The organism is Microbacterium rhizomatis (assembly GCF_008710745.1).
GTDB classification, from domain to species: Bacteria; Actinomycetota; Actinomycetes; order Actinomycetales; family Microbacteriaceae; genus Microbacterium; species Microbacterium rhizomatis.
In genome coordinates, this window is record NZ_VYSA01000004.1 from 112,828 (window position 1) to 135,367 (window position 22,540).

A 22,540-nucleotide genomic window follows, 5' to 3' on the forward strand; every position below is an offset into this window, starting at 1 on the left:
CATCACTACCGGATTCTCAGACCTCCTGCGTCCGGCCGCGCGGCGTTTCTACTTATCCGACACCAGCAGCAACTCGAAGGGTTCGCCGTCCTGCGTGCCGACGTTCAACGACTCTGAGGGCAATCCGCTCGTGTCGCCGATAAGCAAGTTCGGGGTCACAGCCGTGAGTCCAGCATCTACTAAGACACTGTTCTCGAGGACTACCGCATCGGGAAGGAGATAGCTCTCGGACGTCACGAACTCTCCGGAGTCCAACCGAGAACCGATACTCAGCGGCACTCCAGTTTCTTTGAACACTTCGGGGTCGGTGCAGGAAGAGGCAGTGAGACCAGTCGCGCGGATCGTTGTGATTAGGCAGACGTTTCCGGCCGCGTCCAAGCCCACCAAGTGGTCACCCACATCGTCGGATGCGACTTCGACGAGGCTAGATACATCGATTCCGCCATCGCCCATTTCGGCGTATACGGACTCGTCAGCCACCGAAGCCGCCGATCCTGCATACAAGACGCTTAGTGGCAAGACACCGGCCGACGCCGCCGAGGTTGCGATGAGGACGCTTGCTCCTATTGAAAGTGCTGCGCCAGCGGCTGCGCCGCCAGCGATCCAGAATCTCTTTCTCATCATTTCCTCCTCGTTATGGGGTGAACCTGAAGCAATCGAGGCCGCCCGTGCTTCCGTTTGTGCTGGACCATCTGCACTGAACCCGACTGTTCGCATAGGAGGAGCTGTACGGTCCTATGCTCACGTACGAGAGTGCTCCTCCCTCGGCGTAGGCGATCGTGCCGCTTCCTTGGAGGAGCGTCACTCGCAGCGTGCCTCCGACGCAGCAGGGCAGGGCGTATCCCTGTCCGCCGACGTGAGTTCCCAGAACGCTTGTCACCGAGCCGCCGTTAGTAACTGACGTGTTGTAAGAAAACTGCACACTCGAATACGCCCAGGCTGCGGTGGGCGCCGCTAGTAACAGGACCGCTGCGATCACTCCACCGGAAACGACTACACGCCTTCTCATGGCGTGTACCTCCAGCAGGTCAGGTACTGCGGACCTTGATTTCCCGTCGTATCTGTCCAGTAGCACTGGCTTCTACTGAGAGTGCGAGCGGGATGAACCATGGAGACGTTCGTTCCGTAGGCTGACGCGGATGCTTGATCCGTCACGCCGCCCTGGTTGACCGTCCGGATGTGTTGGAATACCGCGCTGTTCTCCACCGATATCTGTGCGCGACCGCCAGTGTGCGTTCCCTGCGGGCTGGAGACTGGATAGCTCGGGCCGACTCCTACGCCGCTCGCGTATTGAATGGTCGCCGCGTATGCCGGCATAGCCACACCCAAAGCGACAATTAGACCCGCAACGACAGCAGCCGAAATTTTAGCCGATCTCATCTGTCCCCTAAGAAGAGTGGTACTCATTTACATCCACCACGCCGGCGATGTGTATGTGGGAGGCAGCACATCAACTGAACGGAGCTGCCGCTCATCCTCTTCACGGGGAGGGTCCCCGAACGGGTCGGGCGGAAGCTCCACCCGCTGACGGCGCCACTTGATGCGCTTGATTGCGAGTTTCATAGGTAAACCCCGATCTAAATGATCAGCGTGACGCTTGTGCCGGGTGGCGGTTGCTGCGGTCGACGGTGGCTCACAAGTCCACTCGCGCTATTCGTTAGTAAATCGCGTGTCTTACTTACAGCGAGTATGCGACCGATCTGTGCGGCTGTCAACGGTAGTAGTGGATAGTCTTACTTTGTATTCGCAGAGCAGACGACGTGGCGTAGAGGGAACCATCATGGTTGAGCAGCAGAAGAAAGTCGGCGTGGAGCCTGAGGCTCGGCGAACTGCACGGGTGATGCAAGAGCGCTCCGTTTCGACGCGGACGAATCTGCTCGAAGGTGCAGCGCGTGTGTTTTCTCGATTGACCTACGCAGAGGCTCGCCTCAAGGACGTGGCTGACGAATCTGGCATAAGTGCCGGATCGATGTACTTCCACTTCGGCAATAAGGCAGACCTGGCTCGTGCCATACTCCAGGCTCAGCAAGAACGCATGACGGCTACTCTCACCGAGGTTCTTCAGCAGGAGACGTCTGGGTTGACCGCTCTACTCGCCGTGAGTCGTCAGCTTGGACAGCTGATCTCTTCGGACGTTGTGGTGCAGGCTGGTATCAAGCTTGGAATGCAGCCTGGACCAGATCTGGAGACAGACGCCAAAGATCCCTACTTCGAATGGATCAAGATCGCTGCGTCGCTGATCCGTCAAGGCATCGAGGACGGTTCGGTCGCACCGACGGTAGACGCTGACGCCGCCGCGGAGTACGTCAATGTTGTGCTCGTCGGTGCGCAGGTTCTTTCGGAGCTTGAGGATTCGTGGGCATCGCTGCCCCAGAGACTAGAGCGGATGAAACCGCTACTAATCCAAGCCCTGAGCGTCGACGCCACGAGCTGAAAGGCGGCATACCGTGAGCGCTCAGGCCGACAACGTGTGCCAGAGCGCGGCGGAAATGTGCACGGCCGGTGCCGGAAGTCTCATCGCTGGCCGCACCGCCGGCCTCATACTCTGGTGGAGAGTTCACCCCTCAGACGCACACAAGCAAGATCCGCGGAACCTGTGGCTGAATACTGCGCGGATTGACAGACAAGGCAGATTCATTGTCGACTTTTCGATCCCCCCCGGCACTCATGACGTGCGATTCGTGGATCTGGTTGAAGTAGAGAGGCAGGCGGGTATCGTCTTCGCCCACCGTTGCCTTGGTGTCGCCGACGACGCTGAGTTTGTCCTCTCCGACATCTCTCTACAGCTGAGCCCGGACATACGGTGGCAGAGTCGCCGTGGTCTCAGCGGCACGATACAAGTCTCGGTCGCCGACCCGCACGCGACGGCAATCCCGCTCAGAAGAGCAACGATGGACTTCTCGATACGAATACACGGACAGAAGTCCGGACGTGGCCGCGCTATCGTGCGGTTCCTCCCGGCGAAGCTGTACGCGCGCATCCGGGAGAAATCCCTCGCCTCCACAACTCACTTACCTGAGAACGCCTGGCCCAAGCGGCCACGTCAGGACGCGGTCATCGTGGACACGCGGGACTCACTCATTGAGGATCATTCCGCAGATCATGTTCCTGGGATGGCGATCGCCGCCGCGATCGAACGAGTGGCCGCGGACCTCGACGAACGAGCTTTGCGGGGGCTGTCGCTTACCTTTCGCGAGTATCTCGAGCACTCCTTGCCGACGGTGTTGTGCGTAGAGAGTGTTCATGATGGGGAGATGCAGGGAACCGTCCAGCAGGCCGGGGTCACGAAAGCGGTCTTCAGCGGACTGATGAACACGCATGGGAACCAATGAAGATGTCACAGGGTCGGGGGCTCGCAGTGGTGACTGGTGCGACTGGTGGGATTGGGGCTGCAATATGTCTGCGCCTGCAAGCCGACGGGTACGGAATCATCGCGGAATACCGATCCAGCCACGAAAAGGCGGGTGAGCTTGGCGACCACATTCGCGGACGTGGAACCTTCTTCAAAGCGGTATGTTCTGACTTGAGCACACCGGACGGAGTCAAGGCGGTGGTGCGCGCCGTTCGCGAGACGCTCGACGATCATCCCGAGTACGAGCTAAGAGCTCTCATCAACAATGCTGCCAAACTGCTCGGGCCAGCATTCGGCGAGGCTACCGTGGAGCAGTTCGACCACTACATGGCTGTGAACGTCCGAGCCCCTTACTTCCTCTGTCAGGAGCTCTCACCCCTTATGACGGCGGGCAGCAGCATCGTAAACATTTCTTCCGCCAGCGCCCACTTCTCCAGCCCCGGCGACATCATTTATGCGATGAGCAAGACAGCACTCGAATCACTCACGCGCAACATGGCCGAGGCGATCGCCGGCCAGGGGCTCCGTGTCAACTCGGTAATCCCCGGTTTCACGGACAATGGGCATCCAGAGTTCCACGACCCTTCGGCTCTGGAGTACATGTCGAGTTTCTCAGTGCTCGGCGGTGTGGCCGACCCCCAAGTAGTCGCGGACGCGGTGAGCTTTCTCGTCTCGGATCGGGCGAACCGTACGACAGGCACTGCCTTGGACGTAACGGGAGGGAGCACCGTCGGCGCCCGGAAACGCTCCGTCTCCTCCGTACGTCAGTTCACCGAAAAATAGGGCCAAGCCCCGCTCGGACCGAAACTCCGTGGGTATCACCGTGATACTCCGGCAGGTACGACCGCCAGCTCCTCGTTCGAACATCTAGGCATCGTCGTTGGCATCGCACTCACCATCGCAGCGATGGCGACGGACACAGGGTCAGTGGCCAGGTCGTGCTTTCCGAGGCTCGTCGGGCGCCAAGAAGCGAATGAAACAGTCACCCCACAAGTGAGCACTCGCGAATAGTGCTCAACGTGAGAAAGTACTTGCACCAGACAAGAACGGGCAGATCAGCGGCGAATCGGTCTCGCAAGACGCCGTCGGTTTGTTGCACTAAACGCCGCGCCGTTGCGCGAAACTGAGGCCGACGTAAGGGAGATGCTCGCGGAAGACAACAGCGGTTAGTGTTCCGCCGGTAGGGAGTTTCGTGCCGATGGCGTAGACGAATGGATCCGTGTCGATCTCCGCGCCGGTCACGGTGAGGCCATCGATGACGAGGTCCACTCCGTGCCGGACCACGCGCTCTGAGGTCAGCGCGGGCGAATCCAGTGCAGCCCGAGTCCGAGTTGCTCACGGAAGTGGTTCATCAGGATGTGGTTCGCGTGGTGGACGAGGAGGTAAGCGAGGGTGGTGTACTCGGACTCGGTGCGATGCCAGGCTGTCTGCACCGCCTCCCACAGCATCGGGTACCGCATGCGTTCGACGGACTCGATCAGCCACGCCGGGCGCGGCCACGGCGGGACCTCCTCGATCGACCGACGGGTCCGCTCATCAAGGTCGGCTAAGTTCACCGGGTCGGACTTGTCGCTCGGGTTTCGCCACAACGTCGCCGAAACGCTCGCAGTCATCACGCTCATGACGCGCCCATCGGTACTGGAGCTCACGCCAATGTCGGTGACACCTACAGCGTGTTGCGCAGCGAAGCCGTAGATGGGAATCGGCATGCTCTTGAGTAGCTTTTCCCGTTCGGATCGTGGGTCGGGTGCGTCCTCGGGGAGAATTCCAGTGAACTGCATCTTTCCTATCCTTGCGTTGTTCGGAACGCGGGCGGGATTGCAGCCTGCTCCCCATGAGGGATCGGAGCGTCTTTCGGACGGGGTCTCGTGAAAACGATGACAATGACGATCGCCGCGATCGGGACCGCGAATGCGAGCATCGGAACGACCGTCATGCCAAACAGTGCCGCATAGCCGACGCCCAAGGCAGCGCCGACAGCGACTCGGAGGAGGAGCGTGCCACGCAAGCGTGGGATGCTCCACCAAGCGACGGCCGTGCCACTGAGGGCGGCCGACAAGCCCATCCACAGGGTCATCTCCGGGCCCGCCGGTGCGTAAACGTAGGCGATCGCGATCGCGGTGAGACCGAGAACTACGAGACCGAGCGGCCCGCAGACCGCTGCCCGGCCGTGGCGCGTAGAAACAACCAGAGCAATTGCTGCAAGGAGTGGGATGGCTGCGGCGAAGAGGATGGTAATGCCCTGGCCCATAGCGATCGTCGTATCGGTAGCGGCCGATGACCACCCCGCACCGGTGAACGCGTACGCAACTCCCACCGCTCCAAAGGTGGCGCTCACGACGGTGAGCCAGAGAACCAGGCCGCGAACGTCGGAAGGCCGCGATCTTTTCGCTGGTACCGATGCAGAAGAGAGCCGGACGCGCCGGCCGCTGATCGTGCGGAGCGCCACCACGGCGACGACTGCCGCCGTGGTGGTGGACACCGTCGGATTGATCAGGGAGAGGCCCAGCGCGGGTGCCGCGACTGCACCAGCGAAGAGGGCCAGGAGGAGTCGGGCAAACCACGGCCATCGGGTGCGGTAAAGCAGTCCGTCGACACCGAGGCCGATGCCTACCGCCCCTACTAGCCATGCCAACCCGAAGAGGACACCCCACGCCCCCGCCAGACCGGTTAGCGGCTGATTCGCGTCAGCGAGACGGAACCCCCAGGCCCAGGAAAGCTGCGTCAACGCAGCGAGCAACAGTGCAATCAAAAGTATGGGGAGCACGAGGAGGGCACGCGGCGGTGTGACCCACCGTCGCTCCTGGGCGACCGCCACCAGCGCAACCGCAGCCAGCATCGGGGCGACACCCATTGTCACAAGCCCAACAGCCCAGCCCGGCCCAGGTCCCCCACTCACGCCAGTCAAGAGCCCCACCCAAGACAAGGCACCCAGCGTGATCGCCAGCAACGACGCCCACAGCGCCACCCGCGCATCGAGACGGAGACCCACCCCGTTGACGAACGCGGAGAACCGGTCACCCGCTGACGGCGCCGCGCGCTGTTCGTGATCCGCCTGATCGCGCAAGCTATCTATAAACACGGCACCGTTCGCCCGCCGCCACCACGCCGGATACCAGCACACTGATCGCGCGAAATCGTCCCGCAGCCGGCGTGTCACGAAAAGGCTCCCGCTGTCGGCGGCGCTCGAGAACTGGTCGGTAGCGGCGCGCGCTCGAAAAGTGAACACTCGACGATTGGAGTGTGATCACTTTGGAGGATTGGGCGTTGATCCGGAGGTTGGCTGCGGAGGGGGTTCCGAAGGCGCAGATCGCTGCGCGGTTGGGGATCTCGCGGACCACGGTCATCAAGGCGGTGAACTCGGAATCGCCGCCTCGGTATGAGCGAGCGTCGCGTCCGACGTCGTTCACGCCGTTCGAACCGCGGGTGCGGCAGCTGCTGGCGGAGACGCCGGACATGCCGGCGACGGTGATCGCGGAGCGGGTGGAGTGGTCCGGGTCGATCCGCTGGTTCCGGGACAACGTCAGTCGGCTCAGGCCAGAGCATCGACCGGTGGATCCGGCCGATCGGTTGAGCTGGGCGGCGGGTGACGCGGCGCAGTGTGATCTCTGGTTCCCGCCCCGGAAGATCCCGTTGGAGAACGGTACGGCAGTGCTGCTGCCGGTGCTGGTGATCGTCGCGGCGCATTCGCGGTTCCTGACCGCCCGGATGATTCCGACGCGGAAGACGGAGGATCTGCTGCTCGGGTCGTGGGAGCTGATCCAGCAGTTCGGGCGCGTGCCGCGTCGGCTGATCTGGGATAACGAGGCCGGGATCGGGCAGAAGGGTCGCCTCGCGCAGGGCGTCGCCGCGTTCGCCGGGACGCTGGCCACGAAGGTCGTGCAGTTGCGCCCGTACGACCCGGAATCGAAAGGGATCGTCGAGCGGCGCAACGGGTGGATGGAGACCTCATTCATGCCGGGCCGTTCCTTCGTCTCGCCAGCGGACTTCAACACCCAACTGGCGGACTGGATCACCACGGCGAACACCCGTGTCGTGCGGACGCTCAAAGCCCGCCCGGTCGATCTCCTCGAGCATGACCGGTCTCGGATGTTGCCGTTGCCGCCGATCCCGTTGCAGCTGGGCTGGCGGGAACGGGTCCGCCTCGGCCGGGACTACTACGTCCGTCTCGATGCATCTGATTACTCCGTTGATCCGACCGCGATCGGCCGGATGGTCGACGTGATCGCCGATCTGGATCGTGTCCGGGTTCGCCTCGACGGGCGGACGGTCGCCGATCATGCCCGGGTCTGGGCGCGCGGCAGCACGCTCACCGATCCCGCTCACGTCGAGACCGCCCGTCTGCTGCGGCGAGAGTTCCAACAACCACGGTCGGCGTCGATAGACGCCGACCTGAGTCGGGATCTGGCCGACTATGACCGGGCGTTCGGGATCGAAGGGGTCGCGTGATGGCTGCCAAGTCGACCGAGTCGGTCAAGCAGATCACCTATCTCGCCGCCGCGCTGAAAGCGCCCCGGATCAACGAAGCCGCCGCGCGGATGGCCGACCAAGCCCGGGATGCGGGCTGGTCGTTCGAGGACTACCTCGCCGCCGTCCTCGAACGTGAAGTGAGCGCCCGCAACGCGTCCGGCGCGGAGCTGCGGATCAAAGCAGCAGGGTTCCCCGCGAGGAAGACCATCGAGGACTTCGACTGGGATGCCCAACCAACCGCACGCCAGCAGATCGCTGCCCTAGTCTCTGGAGGGTTCCTCCTCGAAGCGCAGAACGTCGTGCTGCTCGGCCCACCCGGAACCGGGAAGACCCACCTCGCCACGGCGCTGGGGATCGTCGCCGCCCGGCACGGGCACCGGGTGTTGTTCGCGACCGCGACCGACTGGGTCACCCGCCTCACCGACGCCCACCGGCAAGGCCGGCTCCCGCAAGAACTCGCCCGGCTCCGGCGTTACGGGCTGATCATCGTCGATGAGGTCGGATACCTGCCGTTCGAGCAAGACGCCGCGAACCTGTTCTTCCAACTCGTCTCATCACGTTACGAACACGCCTCGCTGATCCTCACGTCCAACCTGCCCTTCTCGGGCTGGGGCGGGGTCTTCGGAGATCAAGCCGTCGCCGCCGCGATGATCGACCGGATCGTCCACCACGCCGACGTCCTCACCCTGAAAGGCGCCAGCTACCGGCTCCGAGGACGCGGTATCGACAGTCTCCCGAGCATCCGCACGACCACCGACGAAACCCCTGGCTAGACTGCCCGCAACCGTTCGCTTTTCACGCGCCGAAACTGTTCAGAATTCGAGCGCCGCCGACACCCGCTGGCATCCGGGCAAATCCGTGCACCGCCAGCTGTGTCCGTGCCGCTCGAGCGGAGCGTTCCATCAACTCCGCCTCCGCCGACAATCGCGCAGCGCCCTCGCCTGTGATGACGAAATACCGTCGAGCACGGCCAGCCACAATCTCTTCACCGTCCGCTGCGATTGAGCCTTCCAACACGAGCCGGTCCAGAGCCGCATACAAGCTGGCCACCTTCAACGACACCCGCCCACCGGACGCATCCGATGTCTCTCGGAGGATCTCGTACCCATGCCTCCGCCCGGAGGCTAGAGCAGTCAGAATCCAGAACGATGGCTGAGACAGGGGCGCGGTCATGAAGGCGAGCATATTCCAGACTCTGGAGTATGAACACCCACCATTTTCAGAGTTGAGCGTCGACGTACCGCCCCACGATATAGACGTTCGACCAAGCTGAGTCGCCTGGAGCGCCGCTCTCAGTCATGCTTACGACGTCGATTCCCTCGCGGTTGAGGGAGCTCACGGCGGCTTGGGGATCGTCTGATTCGGTAACGGCTGGATGCCCGCTGAAGCGCCAGCTTGCCGCATCCTTCATTGAACTCCTGTCGAAGCGGCCATACACCAGCACGTTTCTGACTGCTTCGCTCACCTGCTCCTTCTCAAGTGCCTCATGCTCGCCGTCTATGTATGCGATTGAATCCGCGTCATATCGTGAAGGTTCGCGCTCGTCGGGGAGCCAAGTGTCCGCGATCGCGAACGCGATCCCCAGGACCGACCGCAAGTTGGATTGAAATCTCATCCCGATCATCGCGGTAGCCCGAGACTGGCCATACTGCCGAGCGCCCCGCGGCCATGAAGTCGTGCGCTGCCGTTTGGAAGGTCAAGGCCAACTGATCTGAGATGGCAATGACGATCGAGCCACAATGCAGGTGCTTCATGAGTGCACGATATCCGCGCACGGGGACGAACTTGACTCGCGCATCAACTCGGTAGCCTGGCTCACACGTAGGAACAACCAGAATCGAGCTTCACCTTGATGAGTAACGAACTCATTCGACTCGCGCTGACTTGGCCGGTGAGCACAATCGACGGAGAGCCATCACTGACAAGCGGCATGCTCGTCGTGGTCCAAGAACCTGGAGGCGACTTCCTCCTGAGCGTCAGTGCTGGAGACGAAAACTTTCCAGACGGCGATGAGATCCAGTTCCCGCTGTCCGCAGAACACGCGCGACTCGTCCAGCGAGCTCTCGCCGGCGAGCAACTCGGCGACATCGGGGACTGAATCTGTCGGTCGTAGCCTTCACTCGTAACGGAGCGCCGCTAGCGTCGAAATCAAGCACGGTTCTTACGACTGTGCGTCGAAGCCTTCCAGAATCTCCGTACACCGCAACTGAGAACTTATGAATAGTTCTCCCTGCAAGATCGTACTTGCACCAGACGGTGATAGCCGTCGGCTTTTACCTCCTTCCTGTTCTCGTTGTGCTGAGACTGCCGATCAACTCAGACATCGGGGGGTCGTGTCACTGCAGCACGGTGATGATGATGCGTCGCGGCCGGCGCGAAGGCAGTGGCACGGAAACCGCGAAGCGGGATGTCCGCACCCAGAATGCGCGACGGGGGTGCCGACGAAGAGTGCGCGCCCATTCGTCCGCAGCAGCCTGCAGAGCCGGCAACTCCCGCGCAAACAGCATCGTGTTGTAGATCCGATACGCGGACTCACTCAATTCATCCCGATCACCGGCCGGCGCTGCGAAATCAATCGCCACCAGTAGATGCGCCTTCAACTGCCGCCCCGTCATAAGTCGCTGTCTCATGCGACGCTCCCTTCCTATGCGGCCCGGTCTCACACTCGGCCAATCGAGATCGACCCATTCTGCGCTTGAGCGAGGAGGCGGCCGATCGTCTCCGTCGCCTCGAGCTCTTGAGCCGTGAAGATCGTGGAGGTCGTACCTTCCGGTCCGGCGATGGTCACGGTGAACTGCATGGGCGAGATCTCCTCGGTTAGGCAGAGGCTGCGTTCGCGCGAGCAGCACGGAGCACCTTCTGGATGTGTGCGTGGAATGCGCCGACGACGTCACCCGCGGCGTGGGAGACCCGACCTCGGGCGCCACATCCGCAGCCCCACCGCCCGGTACCGCCCGGCACATAAAAGTGCTCGATCACCGGAGTCTGCTCCGTGCTGGTCACGAGGCCGATCCTGACTGGGAGGCGAGCACTGGCGACTGCGTCCGGATAGTTGCTTCCTTCACGGCGCAGGGATGCCGCCAGATCCTCCGATCGATAAGCATGACGGGGTGAGTTCCCGCGACAGCTGGAGCCGCTGCAGCGACGTCGCGCGCCCAGATCTTGATAATCCCGGTCGTCGGGTCAGCGAAGCCGAGCAGTTTCGGTAGGCAGCGCCGCGGCATCCCTGATCGAACGATGAGATCCGCACCGATGAGAAGTGGCGGTAGTGGAACGATCACCCTCGATGAGGACCCGAGATAGACGGTATAGGCGGTATAGGCGGTGGCTACGGCCTTCATCGGGCACCCCTCCCCAGGCTGGTCATGAGGGTGAGAGCACCTGCCACAACGATGACAATGCCCACCGCGTGGGCTGCAGAAGCTACTCCGACGCCAGTGCGGGCAGCGAGGAAGGCGGGCGTCACGCTGACGACCACAAGCACGGCCGCGACCACGATGCGAGCGATCATGAACTGTTGGAGCATTCCACCGACCCGCAGGAACCGGATGGCCGCATCGGCTGCGAAGTGACCCAGCAGCGCGGCAGCGAACAAGATGCCAGCCAGCATGCCGAGGAGCGAGGAACTCAGCGCGAGGGCGAAGACGAGCGCGGTGGTGACGAGCAGCGCGAGGATCTCGGAGGCGAGCAGTATGGCGGCTGGCGCATTTCTACCCGCCTGGGTTACTTCGCCAGGGAGCGGTGAAAGTGCCCATGCTCGGCGCTGGATGAACGTGGCGAGGATCGTGCAGCAGATCAAGGATGTGAGCAGTCAAACCCAGGCGCTACCTCCCGTAGAGAGATCGAACAGGATCGCAGCGATCAGGGGCAGGACCGCCTGCCGGAGCACCCATCCTGCGACTAAGATTCTGCGTGGCAGGCCTGGCCGGTTTGCCGGGCGCGTGCCGAGGGTCAGGGTCATGACAGCTCCTCCACCCCGGCGCCGGTCGGGACCGTCGTCCGGCTAGGAGGCTCCGTGCCCAGACCGGGCCACGCCGTCACGGAGTACTCAACGCGGTGAACATCCTGATTCTGTGCCTCGAGCAGATCGCGGATTCCGACCGAGTCAGAGCGGCGCGCAAGTCTGACCATGGCGCGGGTGATCTCGGTCGTCAGTTCGAGCTTGGTGAGGGGGTAGTAGCGGCCGTGTGCTCGGGCGGCCTCGTAGCAGGTGAGCAGTTTCCGAGAGTGGTGGTTGGGACAGCCACCTCGGCTCTTGCATCCCTCGGCAAACCCCGCGGGTGTGCCATGGTCAACTCGTTCGATCATGTCGAGGGTGTGGCTCATCAGGCTGCCAACCTCTGATCGGATTCAAGCTCCTGATCGGCTTCGAGCTCCTCAGACGTGTGCTGCACCCGCAGAACGGTCCGCGAGGTTACGCCAAGCAGCTGCGCGGTCTCCTCGAGGCTGTAGCCGAGCTCGCGCGCGCGCTGGATGGCGAGGTGGCGTTCTTCTCGCGTCATGCGAACGCGTTCGCCTAGGAGCGCCAGATCAATGGCGACTTCGTCGACGATCGGCTCAGGATCCTCGATAGCCGGCTCGGCATCGTTGTCGATGTCGTCCCACGCCATCGCCGGCAGCCAACAATGCCGGCGGGCGTAGTCCAGCGCGCCGGTGTAGACAGCTCGGTCGTATCGAGACTCGTGGGGTGGCCGCGCGTTCCAAAGCCGCTCGAAGAGGGAGGCCGCTGCGATGTGGAGCTCGACGGGGATCTCCCCGTCGTTAGTGAGAATGCGCGCCATTCGCGACTGTGTGACGCCGAGTAGACGGGCCAGGCGCGTCTGTGCCCATCCAAGGGTTCCCAGTGCCTGGATGCGCCGCCTCATTCCTCGAGATGAGACCTTGGCGTCGGGAGGCAATGTGCTGAGGTCAGTCTGAACGGCGATGATCCGCTCGGCTGTGGAGCGGTGGATCCGTGCTGGGGGCGCCCCGCGTCCGGGTCCGTCCTTCCGCTTGCTGCCGAACCAGATCGCGCGGATGGTGTCTGTGCTGACGCCGGCGGCCGCGGCGATCGAGATCACGGTCATGCCGTGCTTGAGGAGGATCCCGATGTGCAGCTTGACTGGCGCCGTCGAGGACATGCCGGAGTCGTATCTGCCGTAGGCGATCAGCTTCTTGCGCTCGTAGCACCGCTTGGTATTCGCGGCGCAGCAGGGGGAGCAGCTGCAGCGGTGGACGCGGTAGCAGGTCGGGGTGTCACCGTGCTTGTGGTCTGGCGGGCAAACCGTAGTGCGTTCCATCATCCATCCCTCCTCAAATTGATTACTTTTATAAATGTAAGCACTCCGATAGTGGATCTTGCAAGAGGAGAAGAAGCTCTCCTACCCACAAGGGGTGGAATACGGCAACGAAAGTCGACAAATTCGTTTCAAGGATCGCGCGCGCTCGCGGTGAGCTGGAGACACGTCGATGCCAGGCGTGCTGCCGTGATGCTGTGACGCACCTCGGCCGACGCCGACGACGAAGCTAGCGGCGTCGGCGGATCACGCGAGGGTTGAATGCGAGGGTTGCGTGCAGGGTGCGCACGTGCGGTCTCTTCGACTCCTCGGGGAGTGTGTATCGGCCGAAGGCGATGACGTGCCGTCCAAGGAGCGCTCCTGCGTCTGTGATGTTGAGGCGGGCGAGGTTTTTCTTGTCGACGAGGATCGCGACCTGGTCTGCCGCGTCGGTGAGCCGGATCATCAGGCCGTCCCATCTAGTGCGCGTGTAGCCGGCGACGCTCCCCCAGATGATGACGTCGGTGTTGAGCCGTGCCGCGATCGAGGCATCCCGGGCATGCACAATGACGCTGTTGGCGGGCACCGGGTCTTGGCCGCCCAGCACGAGCTCCAGACCTGCCGGCATCGTGCCGTAGACCAGGTTGACCAGCAGCGTGGAGAACGAACGCTGATCGGCGCTGTCGGCCTCCTGCTGCGTCGGCTCGGTGCGGTGGCGACGTGTGAGCTGCCCAGGTCGGTCTGGATTGGGCCGGCGACGACCATCCGGTCCGGTGGACGGCTCGGCGACGCCGAGTCGCATCCGCCAGCGCACGGGCCGTGCCCCCTGCTGATGCTGATGGCCGGCGTCTCCGGGACGGTCTTTGGACCGTTGAGAGCTCTCGTCGCAGCCCTCGCCGTGGTGGGCGGCGAACGCGGCCGCCTTCTTCGTGCTGTGCAGCGCGGTTGTCCAGACCTCGGCGCTGCACTCTTCCCCGTCCGGCAGCTCGCCCGGGCACCACAGATCGGGAATCACGGCGAGGCCGCGCACCTGCTCGAGCGTGACCAGGTCACCGGCAGCGTTTCGTGCGACATCCACCGTGTTCGCCCTATTCCTCGGCGAGGTCCTCGTGGATGTCGCGCGCGAGCTCGTCAGCGAAAGCGCGAGCGATCGTCGCTTCATCGGGCAATGCCTTCTGCGCGTCCTCGGCAAGCTCGTACCGGCTCACGGCGACCGGTTGCGTAGTCGAGGCCAGCGCGTATCGGACGACGGTGTCGTTTTTGCCGGCGACAAGCAGGATGCCCACCGTGGGCTGGTGCTTGTCGGGCATCCGGAGCCGGTCGTCGACGACGGCGACGTAGAACCCGAGCTGGCCCGCGTCGCGCGGGTCGAACTTCGTCGTTTTGAGCTCGATAACGACGTAGCGCAGCTGCTCAACGTGGAAGAACAGTAGGTCGACGTAGAAGTCGTCTCCGTCGATGTCGAAATGCACTTGGCGGCCGACGAACGCGAACCCGGCACCGAGTTCGCGCATCGTGTCGAGGATCCGGTCGACCATGCGCTGCTCGAGCTCGCGCTCGGATGCGTTGCCGTCGACGGCGAGGAACTGCAGTGCGTACGGGTCTTTCGTGAGCTCCTGCGCCTGGTCTGAGTCGAGCCGCTCGAGGACGCCGGCGAAGTTGGTCGGCGCGGCCGCTTCCCGCTCGTGCAGGCGGGTGGTGATCTGATGCGCCAGCACTGGCCGGCTCCACCCGTGATGAGCGTCCTTCGCGGCATACCAATCGCGCTGGTCCTGGTCGTCGAGCTTGTCGAGCAGCTCGATCACGTGGCCCCAGGGCAATTCGCCAACGGATCGTTGGCGAATTGAGTCGAGGTCTGGCCACGCCTCAGCGAAGCGCCGCATGTACCGCAAATTTGCGGGCGAGAATCCCTTCATCGTGGGGAACTCGTCTCGGAGATCCTTCGCGAGTCGAGCGAGGACGTTGCTGCCCCACGCCTCCTGTGAACGCCTAGCGCGGATAGCTTGACCGATGTGCCACCACAGCTGGAGCAATTCGTTGTTGGCCTTGCGCTGGACCCGTAGCCGGGCGCCATGCACCTGTCTCTTCAGTTCCTCGAGAGTCTTCGCGTAGTCGCTCGGTTCTACCTCTGTCACCTGCTCAGCTTTCCATCTCATGTCGTCCGCGCCGGCTCATTGCCGCGGTGAGGGCGGCTTGCGGTAGTGGCCCTCCACCTCTCGGCCATTGCGGGTGTGCGGATGAACCCAGGTGTGGCCGTCTCCGCCGCCCGTTTCGGATGAGGTGTCACCTTCGGGCGGTCGAGGTGCATCCGAGTTGGAGGCGTGCGCGACGGGCGTCTCTGTCAGAGGTGCGGCTCGGCGCAGCGACCACTTTCGGGACCACCGTCCGTCTTCTCGTTTTCCTGAGTACTTCTCGACGAGCTCTGGGGCAGCCTCCGGCTTGTCGACGGCGTAGCGCTGGAAGCTGACCACGTTCGCGTTTGCCTCCGCGACACGTTTGGCGATGCCTGAGCAGATGGACTGCCCGTCGTCTTCGTACAGCTTGTCGATGAAGCCGGGAGGCACGGCCCGTCCCCCGAGCCGCTCTGTAGCCGTGGCGCCGGGCTTGAGGCTGTCGAGGTGCTCGGTGCGCCACCGGTACTCCGCCCGTGCTTTCGTGACAGGCTTCGGGCCGTCGACGACGACGACGTCGACGACGTACCCACGCTTCTGCAGCACCTCGAGGGTGGCGAATGCTTTCGGCTCATTCGCGAGCGTGCCGTCGAGGATGATGTTCTCTCCACGGAGGATCGCGCGATCGCGCTCCTGCTTCATCAGAAGCGAAGACTCCTCGTGCACGAGGGAGGCACGTTCCCGTGGGGTTAGAGTCTCGGTACCTGCAGGAGCGAGCTCGCGATCGAGGGATCCGTCTTTGGCGGCACGCAGGAGCAGCTGATCCTTGAAATCGTCTGCGTTCAGATCCCGCCAGTCCTCGTCAGAGGATCCCATGTCTGCGATGAGCTTCTTGCGGGCTGAGGACTTCCCTGCGCCCGGTGGCCCGGCGAGAACGATAGCGCGCCGCTCACGCTTCACGTTGGGACGCTGCGCCCGGAACGCGTTGCGAATCTCTCGATGCACGGCTTTCCGCTGGCCCGAGGGTTGGATCCCCTCCTCGAACCAGGTCGAGTTGTGGATCGTGGAGCTCGAGGTGTCGTCGGCGAGTGGGCCGCCCGGTGCACCTAGCTGCTCGAGCAGCCGTCTGCGGCGCTCGAAGTCGATGTGATCAGGGAAGGCGGCCACCGTTGTGCTCCCTCACGGCATCCGCGATTTCGTCATAGAGCTCGTCGTCTATGAAATCGCAGGCCAGCGCCGAGCCGATCTCCTCGAAAGAGCCGGGTGTCGTCATCACCGGGTCATCGAACGGAGGCGAGATGCGCTCTCGTGGCGCGTACGGGTACACGGCCAGCGTCTCGAGCAGCTGCTGTCGCGAGATCTCGCCCTCGCTGTACTGCTGAGCGAACTCGAGTGGAGTAGTGGTCATCCTGATCACCTCCTTCTCGACCGTCATATCCATGAGCCCATCATACGACAGGTGGGGTTACCTTCGTTAAGGTTCACGCCGCGGGACATCGGGTACTCCCTTCCCCTATAAGGGGTGGAAGCTGGAAGTCCCGCTCGACAAAGTCAGGTCAGAATGCCGACCAGCGCCACGGCGATCCCGGCAATCGCAATCGCAGGACCGTGTGCATGAGCTCGCCGATCTCCGCCTCGAGCCATCCGTATCGCTCTTTCCACACCGCTGATCAGAACAGCAAGGGGCACGGCGTAGATCGCGAACCAGCCGGCAAAGATGCCCGCGAATAGCGCGAGCGCTGCAGCGAACTTCGCGTCCCCGAATCCAAACCACCCCACCATGCCCATCGCGACGTAGACGGCGAACACGATGCCGGACGCGACAACCGCGCCGGCAGCGATCCAGGGGTCCATCTGCTGCACACTCAGCACAGCTACCTGCAGGCCGGACGCAACCGCGAGCGGCCCGGTAAGGCGGTTCGGGAGAAGCCGGGTGCGGACATCCACCCCCGCGATCGCCGCGGCCGCCACAGCGAAGCAGACAAAAGCTACCCACGCGTAAGCCTGCACGTTGAGGTATGCGATCGACGCGAGCAAGATTCCACCTACGGCTGCCGCCGCATACACACCTATGCCGTGCCGTCGAGTCGTGGGTACCGAATCCACCGCCGTCATCGCGTTCCCGCGAGCTTGGTCTGTGCGGCGTCGATGATTTGCTGTGTCGCCTCGTCGAGTTCGTAGTCAGGGTCGCCGCCACCAGGCCGTGCATAGAGCTCGTCGACCACGCGGGAGAACTCGGTCGCGCTTCCTGCGCGCATAGCCGCTTCCAACTCCAGTCGCCAGCCCGCCTCGTTGAGGGGGTCAGCCGACTGGGCGATGCGAGCAGCAAAGCGGGCCTGATCGATCTCGCCGTGGCGAAGTGCTCGATGCGCGAGCTCATCAGCGGCATCCAGCACGGCTGCAATCATCTGCTCCTCGAGCACCGAGCGCCACACCCACCATCCGCGCCGGCTGCGGGCTGGTGTCAGCGGCTGGCCCTGTACGAGGCGGATGGCGGCGACGAGATCTTCGTTCGGGGTGGTCTTGAGGTCAGGACCGATGAGCTCACGGAAGTCGTCCCAATCGCTCCGAATAGCAGGGTGAATGCGGAACCCGACGTCGTTGCGACCTTCGGGGAGCAGCTTGTGCCCAGAAGGGTCGCTGCCTAGTGCGTTGCGGAGATGCTTCGCCAGCTGCCGGGCGTTGTTGCTGGTCGGGTCGTTCTTGTCGGGCCAGAAGGCTTTGTGCAGTTGCGCGCCGGGCACTTGGCCGTTGTGAAGCAGCAGATACGCCATCATCTCGACACCGCGGCCCGGGAGACCGTCAGGATCTGCGACGTTGAGTACGTCGATGGTGCCGAGCACGCGCACGTACGGTGCGGGCCACTCAGGCGCCTGCACTGTCGCCGTCGTAGACGGTGACTCTTCCCCTACCTCGGCGTAAGCGGCGTAAGCGGCGTCGGCCTCGGCGACCTCGACGATCTCAGCGGCCTCGGATGCCTCGACGTCGGTCTCGCTGGCCTCGGCCTCGGTCTCGCTGGCCTCGGCCTCGGGGGTCTCGGTCGCGGCGGCCTCGGCACCGTGTTCGGTAACCCAGTGGTCTACTGCGTGCTCGGAGTCGTCGTCCGCGTCACGTGGGACGGAGCCGTCGACCACTTCGACTGCTCCGGATTCCTCGACCGCCACGGACTTCTCCGCAACGTGCCGTTCGTCGATGTGATTCTCGGTGAGGAGGTCGGCCGGCAGCGGCTCGTGGGTGGTGGTGTCGAAGAGGTTCTGTATGAGCTCGAGTTCCTCTCCCGCCAGGATCTGCGGGTGGAAAGGCAGCGGCGGCAGCTGCCCGCCTGAGCGGTATTCGGCCGTTGTGCGGTCGGTGATAACAACGGTCGATCCAGCAGCGATCGCGTCGCCGCTGGCAACGGTCGCAATACCGAGACGCGGCATGTGTGCGACCAATTCGGCAAGCTCGGAGCGAAGATGATCTGCCGGCTCTTCGCCGAGGATGACAATATGCGGAGCCCAGGACTCCATCTCGGTTGCACGGACACGTGCCTGATGGACATCGTCGACACCGTAGCTGTCGAGAGCAGCGCGCCGGTCATCCATATCCGCGCGAAGGTTTCGAAGCAAAGCCGGAACGTCGTCAACATGCTGAACGCGGAACGTGCCGATCTCGTGCGCGAGACCGTGCGGCATCCCCACCAGGGTCACCTGGATCTGATCGGACCACGGGTTCACCGCGAGTTCGACAGCGATCGCCGTCAGCACTCCACGAGCGGTTTCCGCATCTCCAACAACGTTGAGAGACCCGATCTGTTCCAGATCGAGGAGAAGAACACCCCCGGCATCGTCGGTGCCGATCGTTGTCAGAGCCGGGTACGGGGACACAGTCGCGCGCGTCGGAGGCGTCGCGCGGCCAGGGCGAACAAGCCACGCAGTGCGATCAGGGTGAGCAGGCTCGAACGGCTCCGGCAGGTCTGCCGGCTGCGTCAGGTACACCGCAATCTCATCATCGGCGAGGCGAACGGCGAGGAGCTCGGGAAGAACGGCGCCGGTATTCTCGGCCCACTCCTGGAGGCTGCGTAGAGCGTTGTCGATGTCTTCGACACCGATCGGATTCTCAACGAGTCGCAGCTCGAGCTCAAGGTCGGCCGCGGCCTGCTCGGGCATCGCAATGCGCTCGCCGGCTGCGCGCTGACGACGCTGTCGTAGTCGCCTCGTGCCAAGCGCTGCGAGTAGACCCGCCAGAAGCAGACCGACGGCGCCGCCGGCGGTGACAAGAGGGATGGAAAAGTCAGCCTCGTCCGCCTCGTTGATGTCGGATTCGACGACGGAGGACTCGTTCTCAACCGAGCTAGAGGTATCGCTCGAGTTGGACGTCGACGAGCCTGGCTGCGCATCAGCAGCTCCACCGGCCTCTGCTCCTCCGGCACCACCGTCGAGGCCACCCGCTCCGCCGGAGCCTGCGCCGGAGCCCGCTCCCTCATCGATTGAGTCCGGAGAAGGAGCGTCGTCGGTGTCCGGCGCGGGCGGCTCAGGCGCCGGCGCCCGGGGCGCTTCTTCGATCTGCACATTGGGGACCGCGAGCGTCCAGCCCGTGATGATCAGATCGGGGTCGCTCAGGACGCGACCATCCGCCTGCGCCACTCCCCTATTCACCTCGAAGATTTCCGGGTAGCGCTGACCATCGCCGTAGTACTGAACTGCGAGATCCCACAGGGTGTCGCCCTGCACGACCGCGTGAGACACCGTTGCATAGACAATGACCGGAACAGCGGCCTCTGCGGCGATCGGTGCTGCAGCCTCGGGAGTCGCCGCCGCGGGCGTAGCCGGGGCAGTCTGCAGGGGCGCGGCCGCCGCCGCCGTGACGGTCGCCGACTGCGAGAAATCCGCCGCCACCGCCGGGGTGGCGCTCCCGATCGCGCCGAATCCGGTCAGCATGACCGCAACCGTTGCAACGAGCGAGGCAGCTACGCGCTGCTGCCCGCGGAACACGCCCACCCTTTTGCGGGTCGGTCGACCCGCAATGCCGGCGAAGATCTCTATCAGTAGCGGGCCAGCGAACGCGACCCAAGCGATCCAACAGAGAAGTGGGAGGACTTTCGTGGTCGTGATGACCCACCCGTAGTCGGGTGTGAGCGTGAAGATCGCCTGCCATTGCTCTGGCGACGGCAGCGGATTCCCCGCGATCGTCACCAACGCGATCGGTACGCCGACGAGAAGCGCACCGATCACAATCAGAGAGCCCAGGCCCCGCAGCAGTTTGATCACGCCATGCCCTTCCGGTCAGCCAGGCTGTTTAGTCACCGTAGTTGGCGGTGTTGACAGACTGGAGCTCACCCACCCGAACCTGCGCGCTCGAGGCTGTCGTGGGCATCGCGATCGTCCCGTTCTCGCCGCCACCGTTCCAGTGCACGACCCACGTGGTCGACGCCGAAACGGTGAACGTACCCGAACCGGATGTGCGCTGGTACCGGAACCCGCAGGTCGGGGAGTCGACGGCCAGCTGGTCAGCCATCGTCAGCGCGTTGAACGGAGTTCCCACACCGCAGTTGATCGTCTGCCCGTCGCCGGACGACCAGGTCAGAGATTGGACCTGAGCGGTGGCGGTGACGGTCACGCCGCCATATGTAGCTGTTCGAGTTAGCGGACCCCACGTGCTCTCCGAGGTGCTGCCTCCCCACAGCCAGACGGGGATACCGACCCACGTTCGTCGATACGCGGCCGTGCCAATGGGGTCATCGGTGTGCACCTTGCTCTCAGGAGCCATACCGATCGTGATCGGCTGGAGCACGAAGGTGCGCACAAGCATGCCGGCCGCCTGCGCGGGCGTGTAGCGGGTAATACCCGGCGGAGGGGCATCGAGCCACAACGAGAAGCCGTAACAGTTCATGGGTGCGCCGCAAAGCGCGGAGTTAGTCACGTACGGGTCGCAGCTGTAGTAGGCGCCGACGTTGAGACTCTTACCGTTTGGTGCTGGGCGCTGCGGGTCGTCGATAGACCAATAGCACTGCCTGTCATTCGACCAATAGTCATCGCCCGTGGAGCAAGGGATCTCTCGCGAAACCAGGTCAGGATCCTCCGACCCCTCCACCCCGTCCCAGACGCACGACGTCGGCCCGGGAGTGAAATCGGCGGGAACCGTTCCTCCGCCTCCGCCAGGAGTGCCTGGAGTGCCCGGCTGTCCGACCTCAACGTCGCAGACCCATTCGCCAACGTCGTTGTACCTGCAATCGTTGGCCGCGGCAGGCGATGAGGTCCAGACCAACATGGTGAGAACGACGCCTACAACCGCCAGTATCCCGGCCGCTGCGCGCGATCGACGAGCGGCTCTCAACATGTCGGAGCCCCGTCCTGGTCGCGTAGCGAGACGTTCTCCTGGATCAGCCAAACTTGAGCTGTCTGCTCATAGATGAGTGTGTACTGATTCGGGAAAGATCCCCTCGGGATCTCGGGCGCCACCTGCCCCTTTGGCACCTCAAATGTCCAGCTGGTGTTGTCTGCACAGCCATAGACAATGGCCGCCCCGAACTCGGACTTCTCGCCAGTTGCCGCGTTCGTCGACTGCGACGCATACGACATGGCGTCGTTGGTTTTCCAGGTTGTAGGCGACCCAGTCTGCCGAAGGCCGATCTCGATGTTGTGAGCGACGGTGTCACGAATGACTTTTGCCTGAGGCGATCCCTGCACTAGGAACCCGTCTAGATACGACTCACCCAGGTCAGGATTCTGCGCAAGAGCGAACGACGCGGCGAGATACTGCTGAATCGTGTTGCTGGCGCCGGTGATCGCTTCCTGCTGTGTGGTGGGTGCAGGTACCGGGTCCTGGGTGGGCGCTGCTTCCAGTGTGGGGGTGGGAGTGCTTGTCGCCGTGGGCGAGGCTGTAGGGGATGTCGTGGGGTCGGTCGGCGTGGTGGGGCTGCACGCGGCCATCGCGAGGGCGGCGGCGATCATGAGGGTGATCGCGGCGGTCTTCCTGGTGGTCTTCATGCTGGTTCCTAGTCGTCGATGAGTACTGCGGATCCGGTTGCCTGGACGGGCAGCGGGCCGAGTCCGATTGAGCCGAGGATACGTGGGGTGTAAGTCATGTCGACGGTTACGAAGACTTCGTTGCCGTTGACGGTGACGGTGCCGGTAGCGCCTGCTGCGGTGATGTAGTTCTCGGCGGCGGCGACAGCAGCGGGGATGGAGAGGTTGAATGCGTCTCCGTTGACGGAGTTTCCGGTCGCGGCGTTCGTGCCTGCTCGCGCAGCAGATTGGGCGACGGTGAGCGCCTGCTGAAAGGTCTGTGTCTTGCCCTGACCGTCGACGACGATGCCGGCGATGATGATGAGGGCGACGAAGAACCCGAGCCACATGGGGACGAACTTCATA

General features: G+C 63.5%; 27 protein-coding genes. 7 read left to right on the top strand and 20 right to left on the bottom strand.

Annotated elements, in window-relative coordinates; all coding sequences use genetic code 11:
• Positions 1-48 precede the first annotated feature (48 nt).
• Positions 49-621: a hypothetical protein gene (locus F6B43_RS16430; RefSeq protein ID WP_150450088.1), complete on the bottom strand. Its 573-nt coding sequence runs from the start codon at positions 619-621 to the stop codon at positions 49-51.
• Positions 622-1,780: 1,159 nt separating this feature from the next.
• Here F6B43_RS16430 and F6B43_RS16435 point away from each other — a divergent pair.
• Genes F6B43_RS16435 through F6B43_RS16445 form a run of 3 tightly spaced genes read left to right on the top strand, consistent with a single transcriptional unit; the run spans position 1,781 to position 4,135 of the window.
• Complete coding sequence (locus F6B43_RS16435; protein ID WP_150450089.1) at positions 1,781-2,434, top strand: ScbR family autoregulator-binding transcription factor; 654 nt, start codon at positions 1,781-1,783, stop codon at positions 2,432-2,434.
• A gap of 13 nt (positions 2,435-2,447) precedes the next feature.
• Positions 2,448-3,332, top strand: a complete 885-nt coding sequence (locus tag F6B43_RS16440) for a hotdog family protein (protein ID WP_150450090.1) — start codon at positions 2,448-2,450, stop codon at positions 3,330-3,332.
• A gap of 2 nt (positions 3,333-3,334) precedes the next feature.
• Positions 3,335-4,135, top strand: a complete 801-nt coding sequence (locus F6B43_RS16445) for an SDR family NAD(P)-dependent oxidoreductase (protein WP_246160029.1) — start codon at positions 3,335-3,337, stop codon at positions 4,133-4,135.
• A 315-nt stretch (positions 4,136-4,450) separates the two neighbouring features.
• Here F6B43_RS16445 and F6B43_RS19940 read toward each other — a convergent pair whose 3' ends face one another.
• The 3 genes from F6B43_RS19940 to F6B43_RS16455 form a co-directional block, all read right to left on the bottom strand.
• On the bottom strand, positions 4,451-4,621 hold the full coding sequence (locus tag F6B43_RS19940; protein WP_246160017.1) for a hypothetical protein: 171 nt from the start codon (positions 4,619-4,621) through the stop codon (positions 4,451-4,453).
• A 26-nt stretch (positions 4,622-4,647) separates the two neighbouring features.
• A complete protein-coding gene (locus F6B43_RS19945) occupies positions 4,648-4,974 on the bottom strand; it encodes a hypothetical protein (protein WP_246160018.1) in 327 nt (108 codons plus the stop codon).
• Positions 4,975-5,138: 164 nt separating this feature from the next.
• Entirely contained in the window at positions 5,139-6,206 is a 1,068-nt protein-coding gene (locus F6B43_RS16455) for a hypothetical protein (protein WP_211368180.1), read from the bottom strand.
• Between the two features lie 389 nt (positions 6,207-6,595).
• Between F6B43_RS16455 and istA the strand changes: the two genes are divergently transcribed.
• Both istA and istB read left to right on the top strand, forming a co-directional pair.
• On the top strand, positions 6,596-7,801 hold the full coding sequence (gene istA / locus F6B43_RS16460) for an IS21 family transposase (protein ID WP_150450093.1): 1,206 nt from the start codon (positions 6,596-6,598) through the stop codon (positions 7,799-7,801).
• On the top strand, positions 7,801-8,595 hold the full coding sequence (gene istB / locus F6B43_RS16465) for an IS21-like element helper ATPase IstB (protein WP_150450094.1): 795 nt from the start codon (positions 7,801-7,803) through the stop codon (positions 8,593-8,595). Before istA ends, istB begins: the two co-directional genes overlap by 1 nt.
• Before the next feature lie 22 nt (positions 8,596-8,617).
• On the opposite strand, the gene F6B43_RS16470 is transcribed toward istB, so the two are convergent.
• Complete coding sequence (locus F6B43_RS16470) at positions 8,618-8,995, bottom strand: PadR family transcriptional regulator (RefSeq protein ID WP_150450095.1); 378 nt, start codon at positions 8,993-8,995, stop codon at positions 8,618-8,620.
• Between the two features lie 46 nt (positions 8,996-9,041).
• Positions 9,042-9,437, bottom strand: a complete 396-nt coding sequence (locus F6B43_RS16475; protein ID WP_150450096.1) for a hypothetical protein — start codon at positions 9,435-9,437, stop codon at positions 9,042-9,044.
• A gap of 237 nt (positions 9,438-9,674) precedes the next feature.
• Here F6B43_RS16475 and F6B43_RS16480 point away from each other — a divergent pair, with 237 nt between their 5' ends.
• Positions 9,675-9,920 (top strand): hypothetical protein, encoded by a 246-nt coding sequence (locus F6B43_RS16480; protein WP_150450097.1) that lies wholly within the window; start codon positions 9,675-9,677, stop codon positions 9,918-9,920.
• Between the two features lie 238 nt (positions 9,921-10,158).
• On the opposite strand, the gene F6B43_RS16485 is transcribed toward F6B43_RS16480, so the two are convergent.
• From F6B43_RS16485 to F6B43_RS16490, 3 genes are all read right to left on the bottom strand, one after another.
• Entirely contained in the window at positions 10,159-10,437 is a 279-nt protein-coding gene (locus tag F6B43_RS16485) for a hypothetical protein (protein ID WP_150450098.1), read from the bottom strand.
• Between the two features lie 44 nt (positions 10,438-10,481).
• Complete coding sequence (locus F6B43_RS19660; protein ID WP_170285706.1) at positions 10,482-10,622, bottom strand: hypothetical protein; 141 nt, start codon at positions 10,620-10,622, stop codon at positions 10,482-10,484.
• Between the two features lie 199 nt (positions 10,623-10,821).
• Positions 10,822-11,163, bottom strand: a complete 342-nt coding sequence (locus F6B43_RS16490) for a hypothetical protein (protein WP_150450099.1) — start codon at positions 11,161-11,163, stop codon at positions 10,822-10,824.
• A gap of 68 nt (positions 11,164-11,231) precedes the next feature.
• Here F6B43_RS16490 and F6B43_RS16495 point away from each other — a divergent pair, with 68 nt between their 5' ends.
• Entirely contained in the window at positions 11,232-11,567 is a 336-nt protein-coding gene (locus F6B43_RS16495; protein ID WP_150450100.1) for a hypothetical protein, read from the top strand.
• Positions 11,568-11,779: 212 nt separating this feature from the next.
• Here F6B43_RS16495 and F6B43_RS19775 read toward each other — a convergent pair whose 3' ends face one another.
• The 11 genes from F6B43_RS19775 to F6B43_RS16550 all read right to left on the bottom strand — a co-directional run bounded on the left by F6B43_RS19775 (position 11,780) and on the right by F6B43_RS16550 (position 22,539).
• Complete coding sequence (locus F6B43_RS19775; protein ID WP_211368181.1) at positions 11,780-12,148, bottom strand: hypothetical protein; 369 nt, start codon at positions 12,146-12,148, stop codon at positions 11,780-11,782.
• Positions 12,148-13,104 carry a helix-turn-helix domain-containing protein gene (locus F6B43_RS16505; RefSeq protein WP_150450101.1) on the bottom strand — a complete coding sequence of 319 codons (957 nt, stop codon included), beginning with the start codon at positions 13,102-13,104 and terminating at the stop codon, positions 12,148-12,150. Before F6B43_RS16505 ends, F6B43_RS19775 begins: the two co-directional genes overlap by 1 nt.
• A gap of 223 nt (positions 13,105-13,327) precedes the next feature.
• Positions 13,328-14,155 (bottom strand): hypothetical protein, encoded by an 828-nt coding sequence (locus F6B43_RS16510; protein WP_150450102.1) that lies wholly within the window; start codon positions 14,153-14,155, stop codon positions 13,328-13,330.
• Positions 14,156-14,165: 10 nt separating this feature from the next.
• The gene (locus tag F6B43_RS16515; protein ID WP_150450103.1) at positions 14,166-15,212 is read right to left on the bottom strand and encodes a PDDEXK nuclease domain-containing protein; all 1,047 of its coding nucleotides are present in this window, start codon (positions 15,210-15,212) and stop codon (positions 14,166-14,168) included.
• 36 nt (positions 15,213-15,248) lie between these two features.
• Positions 15,249-16,355 (bottom strand): zeta toxin family protein, encoded by a 1,107-nt coding sequence (locus F6B43_RS16520; protein WP_150450104.1) that lies wholly within the window; start codon positions 16,353-16,355, stop codon positions 15,249-15,251.
• A complete protein-coding gene (locus F6B43_RS16525; RefSeq protein WP_150450105.1) occupies positions 16,339-16,596 on the bottom strand; it encodes a hypothetical protein in 258 nt (85 codons plus the stop codon). Before F6B43_RS16525 ends, F6B43_RS16520 begins: the two co-directional genes overlap by 17 nt.
• A gap of 143 nt (positions 16,597-16,739) precedes the next feature.
• Positions 16,740-17,225, bottom strand: a complete 486-nt coding sequence (locus tag F6B43_RS16530) for a prepilin peptidase (RefSeq protein ID WP_170285707.1) — start codon at positions 17,223-17,225, stop codon at positions 16,740-16,742.
• Positions 17,226-17,299: 74 nt separating this feature from the next.
• Positions 17,300-20,437 (bottom strand): LysM peptidoglycan-binding domain-containing protein, encoded by a 3,138-nt coding sequence (locus F6B43_RS16535; protein ID WP_150450107.1) that lies wholly within the window; start codon positions 20,435-20,437, stop codon positions 17,300-17,302.
• Between the two features lie 28 nt (positions 20,438-20,465).
• A complete protein-coding gene (locus F6B43_RS16540; protein WP_150450108.1) occupies positions 20,466-20,978 on the bottom strand; it encodes a hypothetical protein in 513 nt (170 codons plus the stop codon).
• A gap of 521 nt (positions 20,979-21,499) precedes the next feature.
• Entirely contained in the window at positions 21,500-22,156 is a 657-nt protein-coding gene (locus tag F6B43_RS16545) for a hypothetical protein (RefSeq protein WP_150450109.1), read from the bottom strand.
• An 8-nt stretch (positions 22,157-22,164) separates the two neighbouring features.
• Positions 22,165-22,539, bottom strand: coding sequence for a DUF3060 domain-containing protein (locus tag F6B43_RS16550; RefSeq protein ID WP_150450110.1), 375 nt, complete (start codon positions 22,537-22,539; stop codon positions 22,165-22,167).
• Position 22,540: the final 1 nt, after the last annotated feature.

Coding starts and splice junctions, on each gene's coding strand:
- F6B43_RS16430 (WP_150450088.1), bottom strand. CDS start 621: ATGAGAAAGAGATTCTGGATCGCTGGCGGCGCAGCCGCTGGCGCAGCA.
- F6B43_RS16435 (WP_150450089.1), top strand. CDS start 1,781: ATGGTTGAGCAGCAGAAGAAAGTCGGCGTGGAGCCTGAGGCTCGGCGA.
- F6B43_RS16445 (WP_246160029.1), top strand. CDS start 3,335: ATGTCACAGGGTCGGGGGCTCGCAGTGGTGACTGGTGCGACTGGTGGG.
- F6B43_RS19945 (WP_246160018.1), bottom strand. CDS start 4,974: ATGAGCGTGATGACTGCGAGCGTTTCGGCGACGTTGTGGCGAAACCCG.
- F6B43_RS16455 (WP_211368180.1), bottom strand. CDS start 6,206: ATGGGTGTCGCCCCGATGCTGGCTGCGGTTGCGCTGGTGGCGGTCGCC.
- istB (WP_150450094.1), top strand. CDS start 7,801: ATGGCTGCCAAGTCGACCGAGTCGGTCAAGCAGATCACCTATCTCGCC.
- F6B43_RS16470 (WP_150450095.1), bottom strand. CDS start 8,995: ATGACCGCGCCCCTGTCTCAGCCATCGTTCTGGATTCTGACTGCTCTA.
- F6B43_RS16475 (WP_150450096.1), bottom strand. CDS start 9,437: ATGAGATTTCAATCCAACTTGCGGTCGGTCCTGGGGATCGCGTTCGCG.
- F6B43_RS16480 (WP_150450097.1), top strand. CDS start 9,675: ATGAGTAACGAACTCATTCGACTCGCGCTGACTTGGCCGGTGAGCACA.
- F6B43_RS16485 (WP_150450098.1), bottom strand. CDS start 10,437: ATGACGGGGCGGCAGTTGAAGGCGCATCTACTGGTGGCGATTGATTTC.
- F6B43_RS19660 (WP_170285706.1), bottom strand. CDS start 10,622: ATGCAGTTCACCGTGACCATCGCCGGACCGGAAGGTACGACCTCCACG.
- F6B43_RS16490 (WP_150450099.1), bottom strand. CDS start 11,163: ATGAAGGCCGTAGCCACCGCCTATACCGCCTATACCGTCTATCTCGGG.
- F6B43_RS19775 (WP_211368181.1), bottom strand. CDS start 12,148: ATGAGCCACACCCTCGACATGATCGAACGAGTTGACCATGGCACACCC.
- F6B43_RS16505 (WP_150450101.1), bottom strand. CDS start 13,104: ATGATGGAACGCACTACGGTTTGCCCGCCAGACCACAAGCACGGTGAC.
- F6B43_RS16525 (WP_150450105.1), bottom strand. CDS start 16,596: ATGACCACTACTCCACTCGAGTTCGCTCAGCAGTACAGCGAGGGCGAG.
- F6B43_RS16540 (WP_150450108.1), bottom strand. CDS start 20,978: ATGCTTGTGCGCACCTTCGTGCTCCAGCCGATCACGATCGGTATGGCT.
- F6B43_RS16545 (WP_150450109.1), bottom strand. CDS start 22,156: ATGAAGACCACCAGGAAGACCGCCGCGATCACCCTCATGATCGCCGCC.
- F6B43_RS16550 (WP_150450110.1), bottom strand. CDS start 22,539: ATGAAGTTCGTCCCCATGTGGCTCGGGTTCTTCGTCGCCCTCATCATC.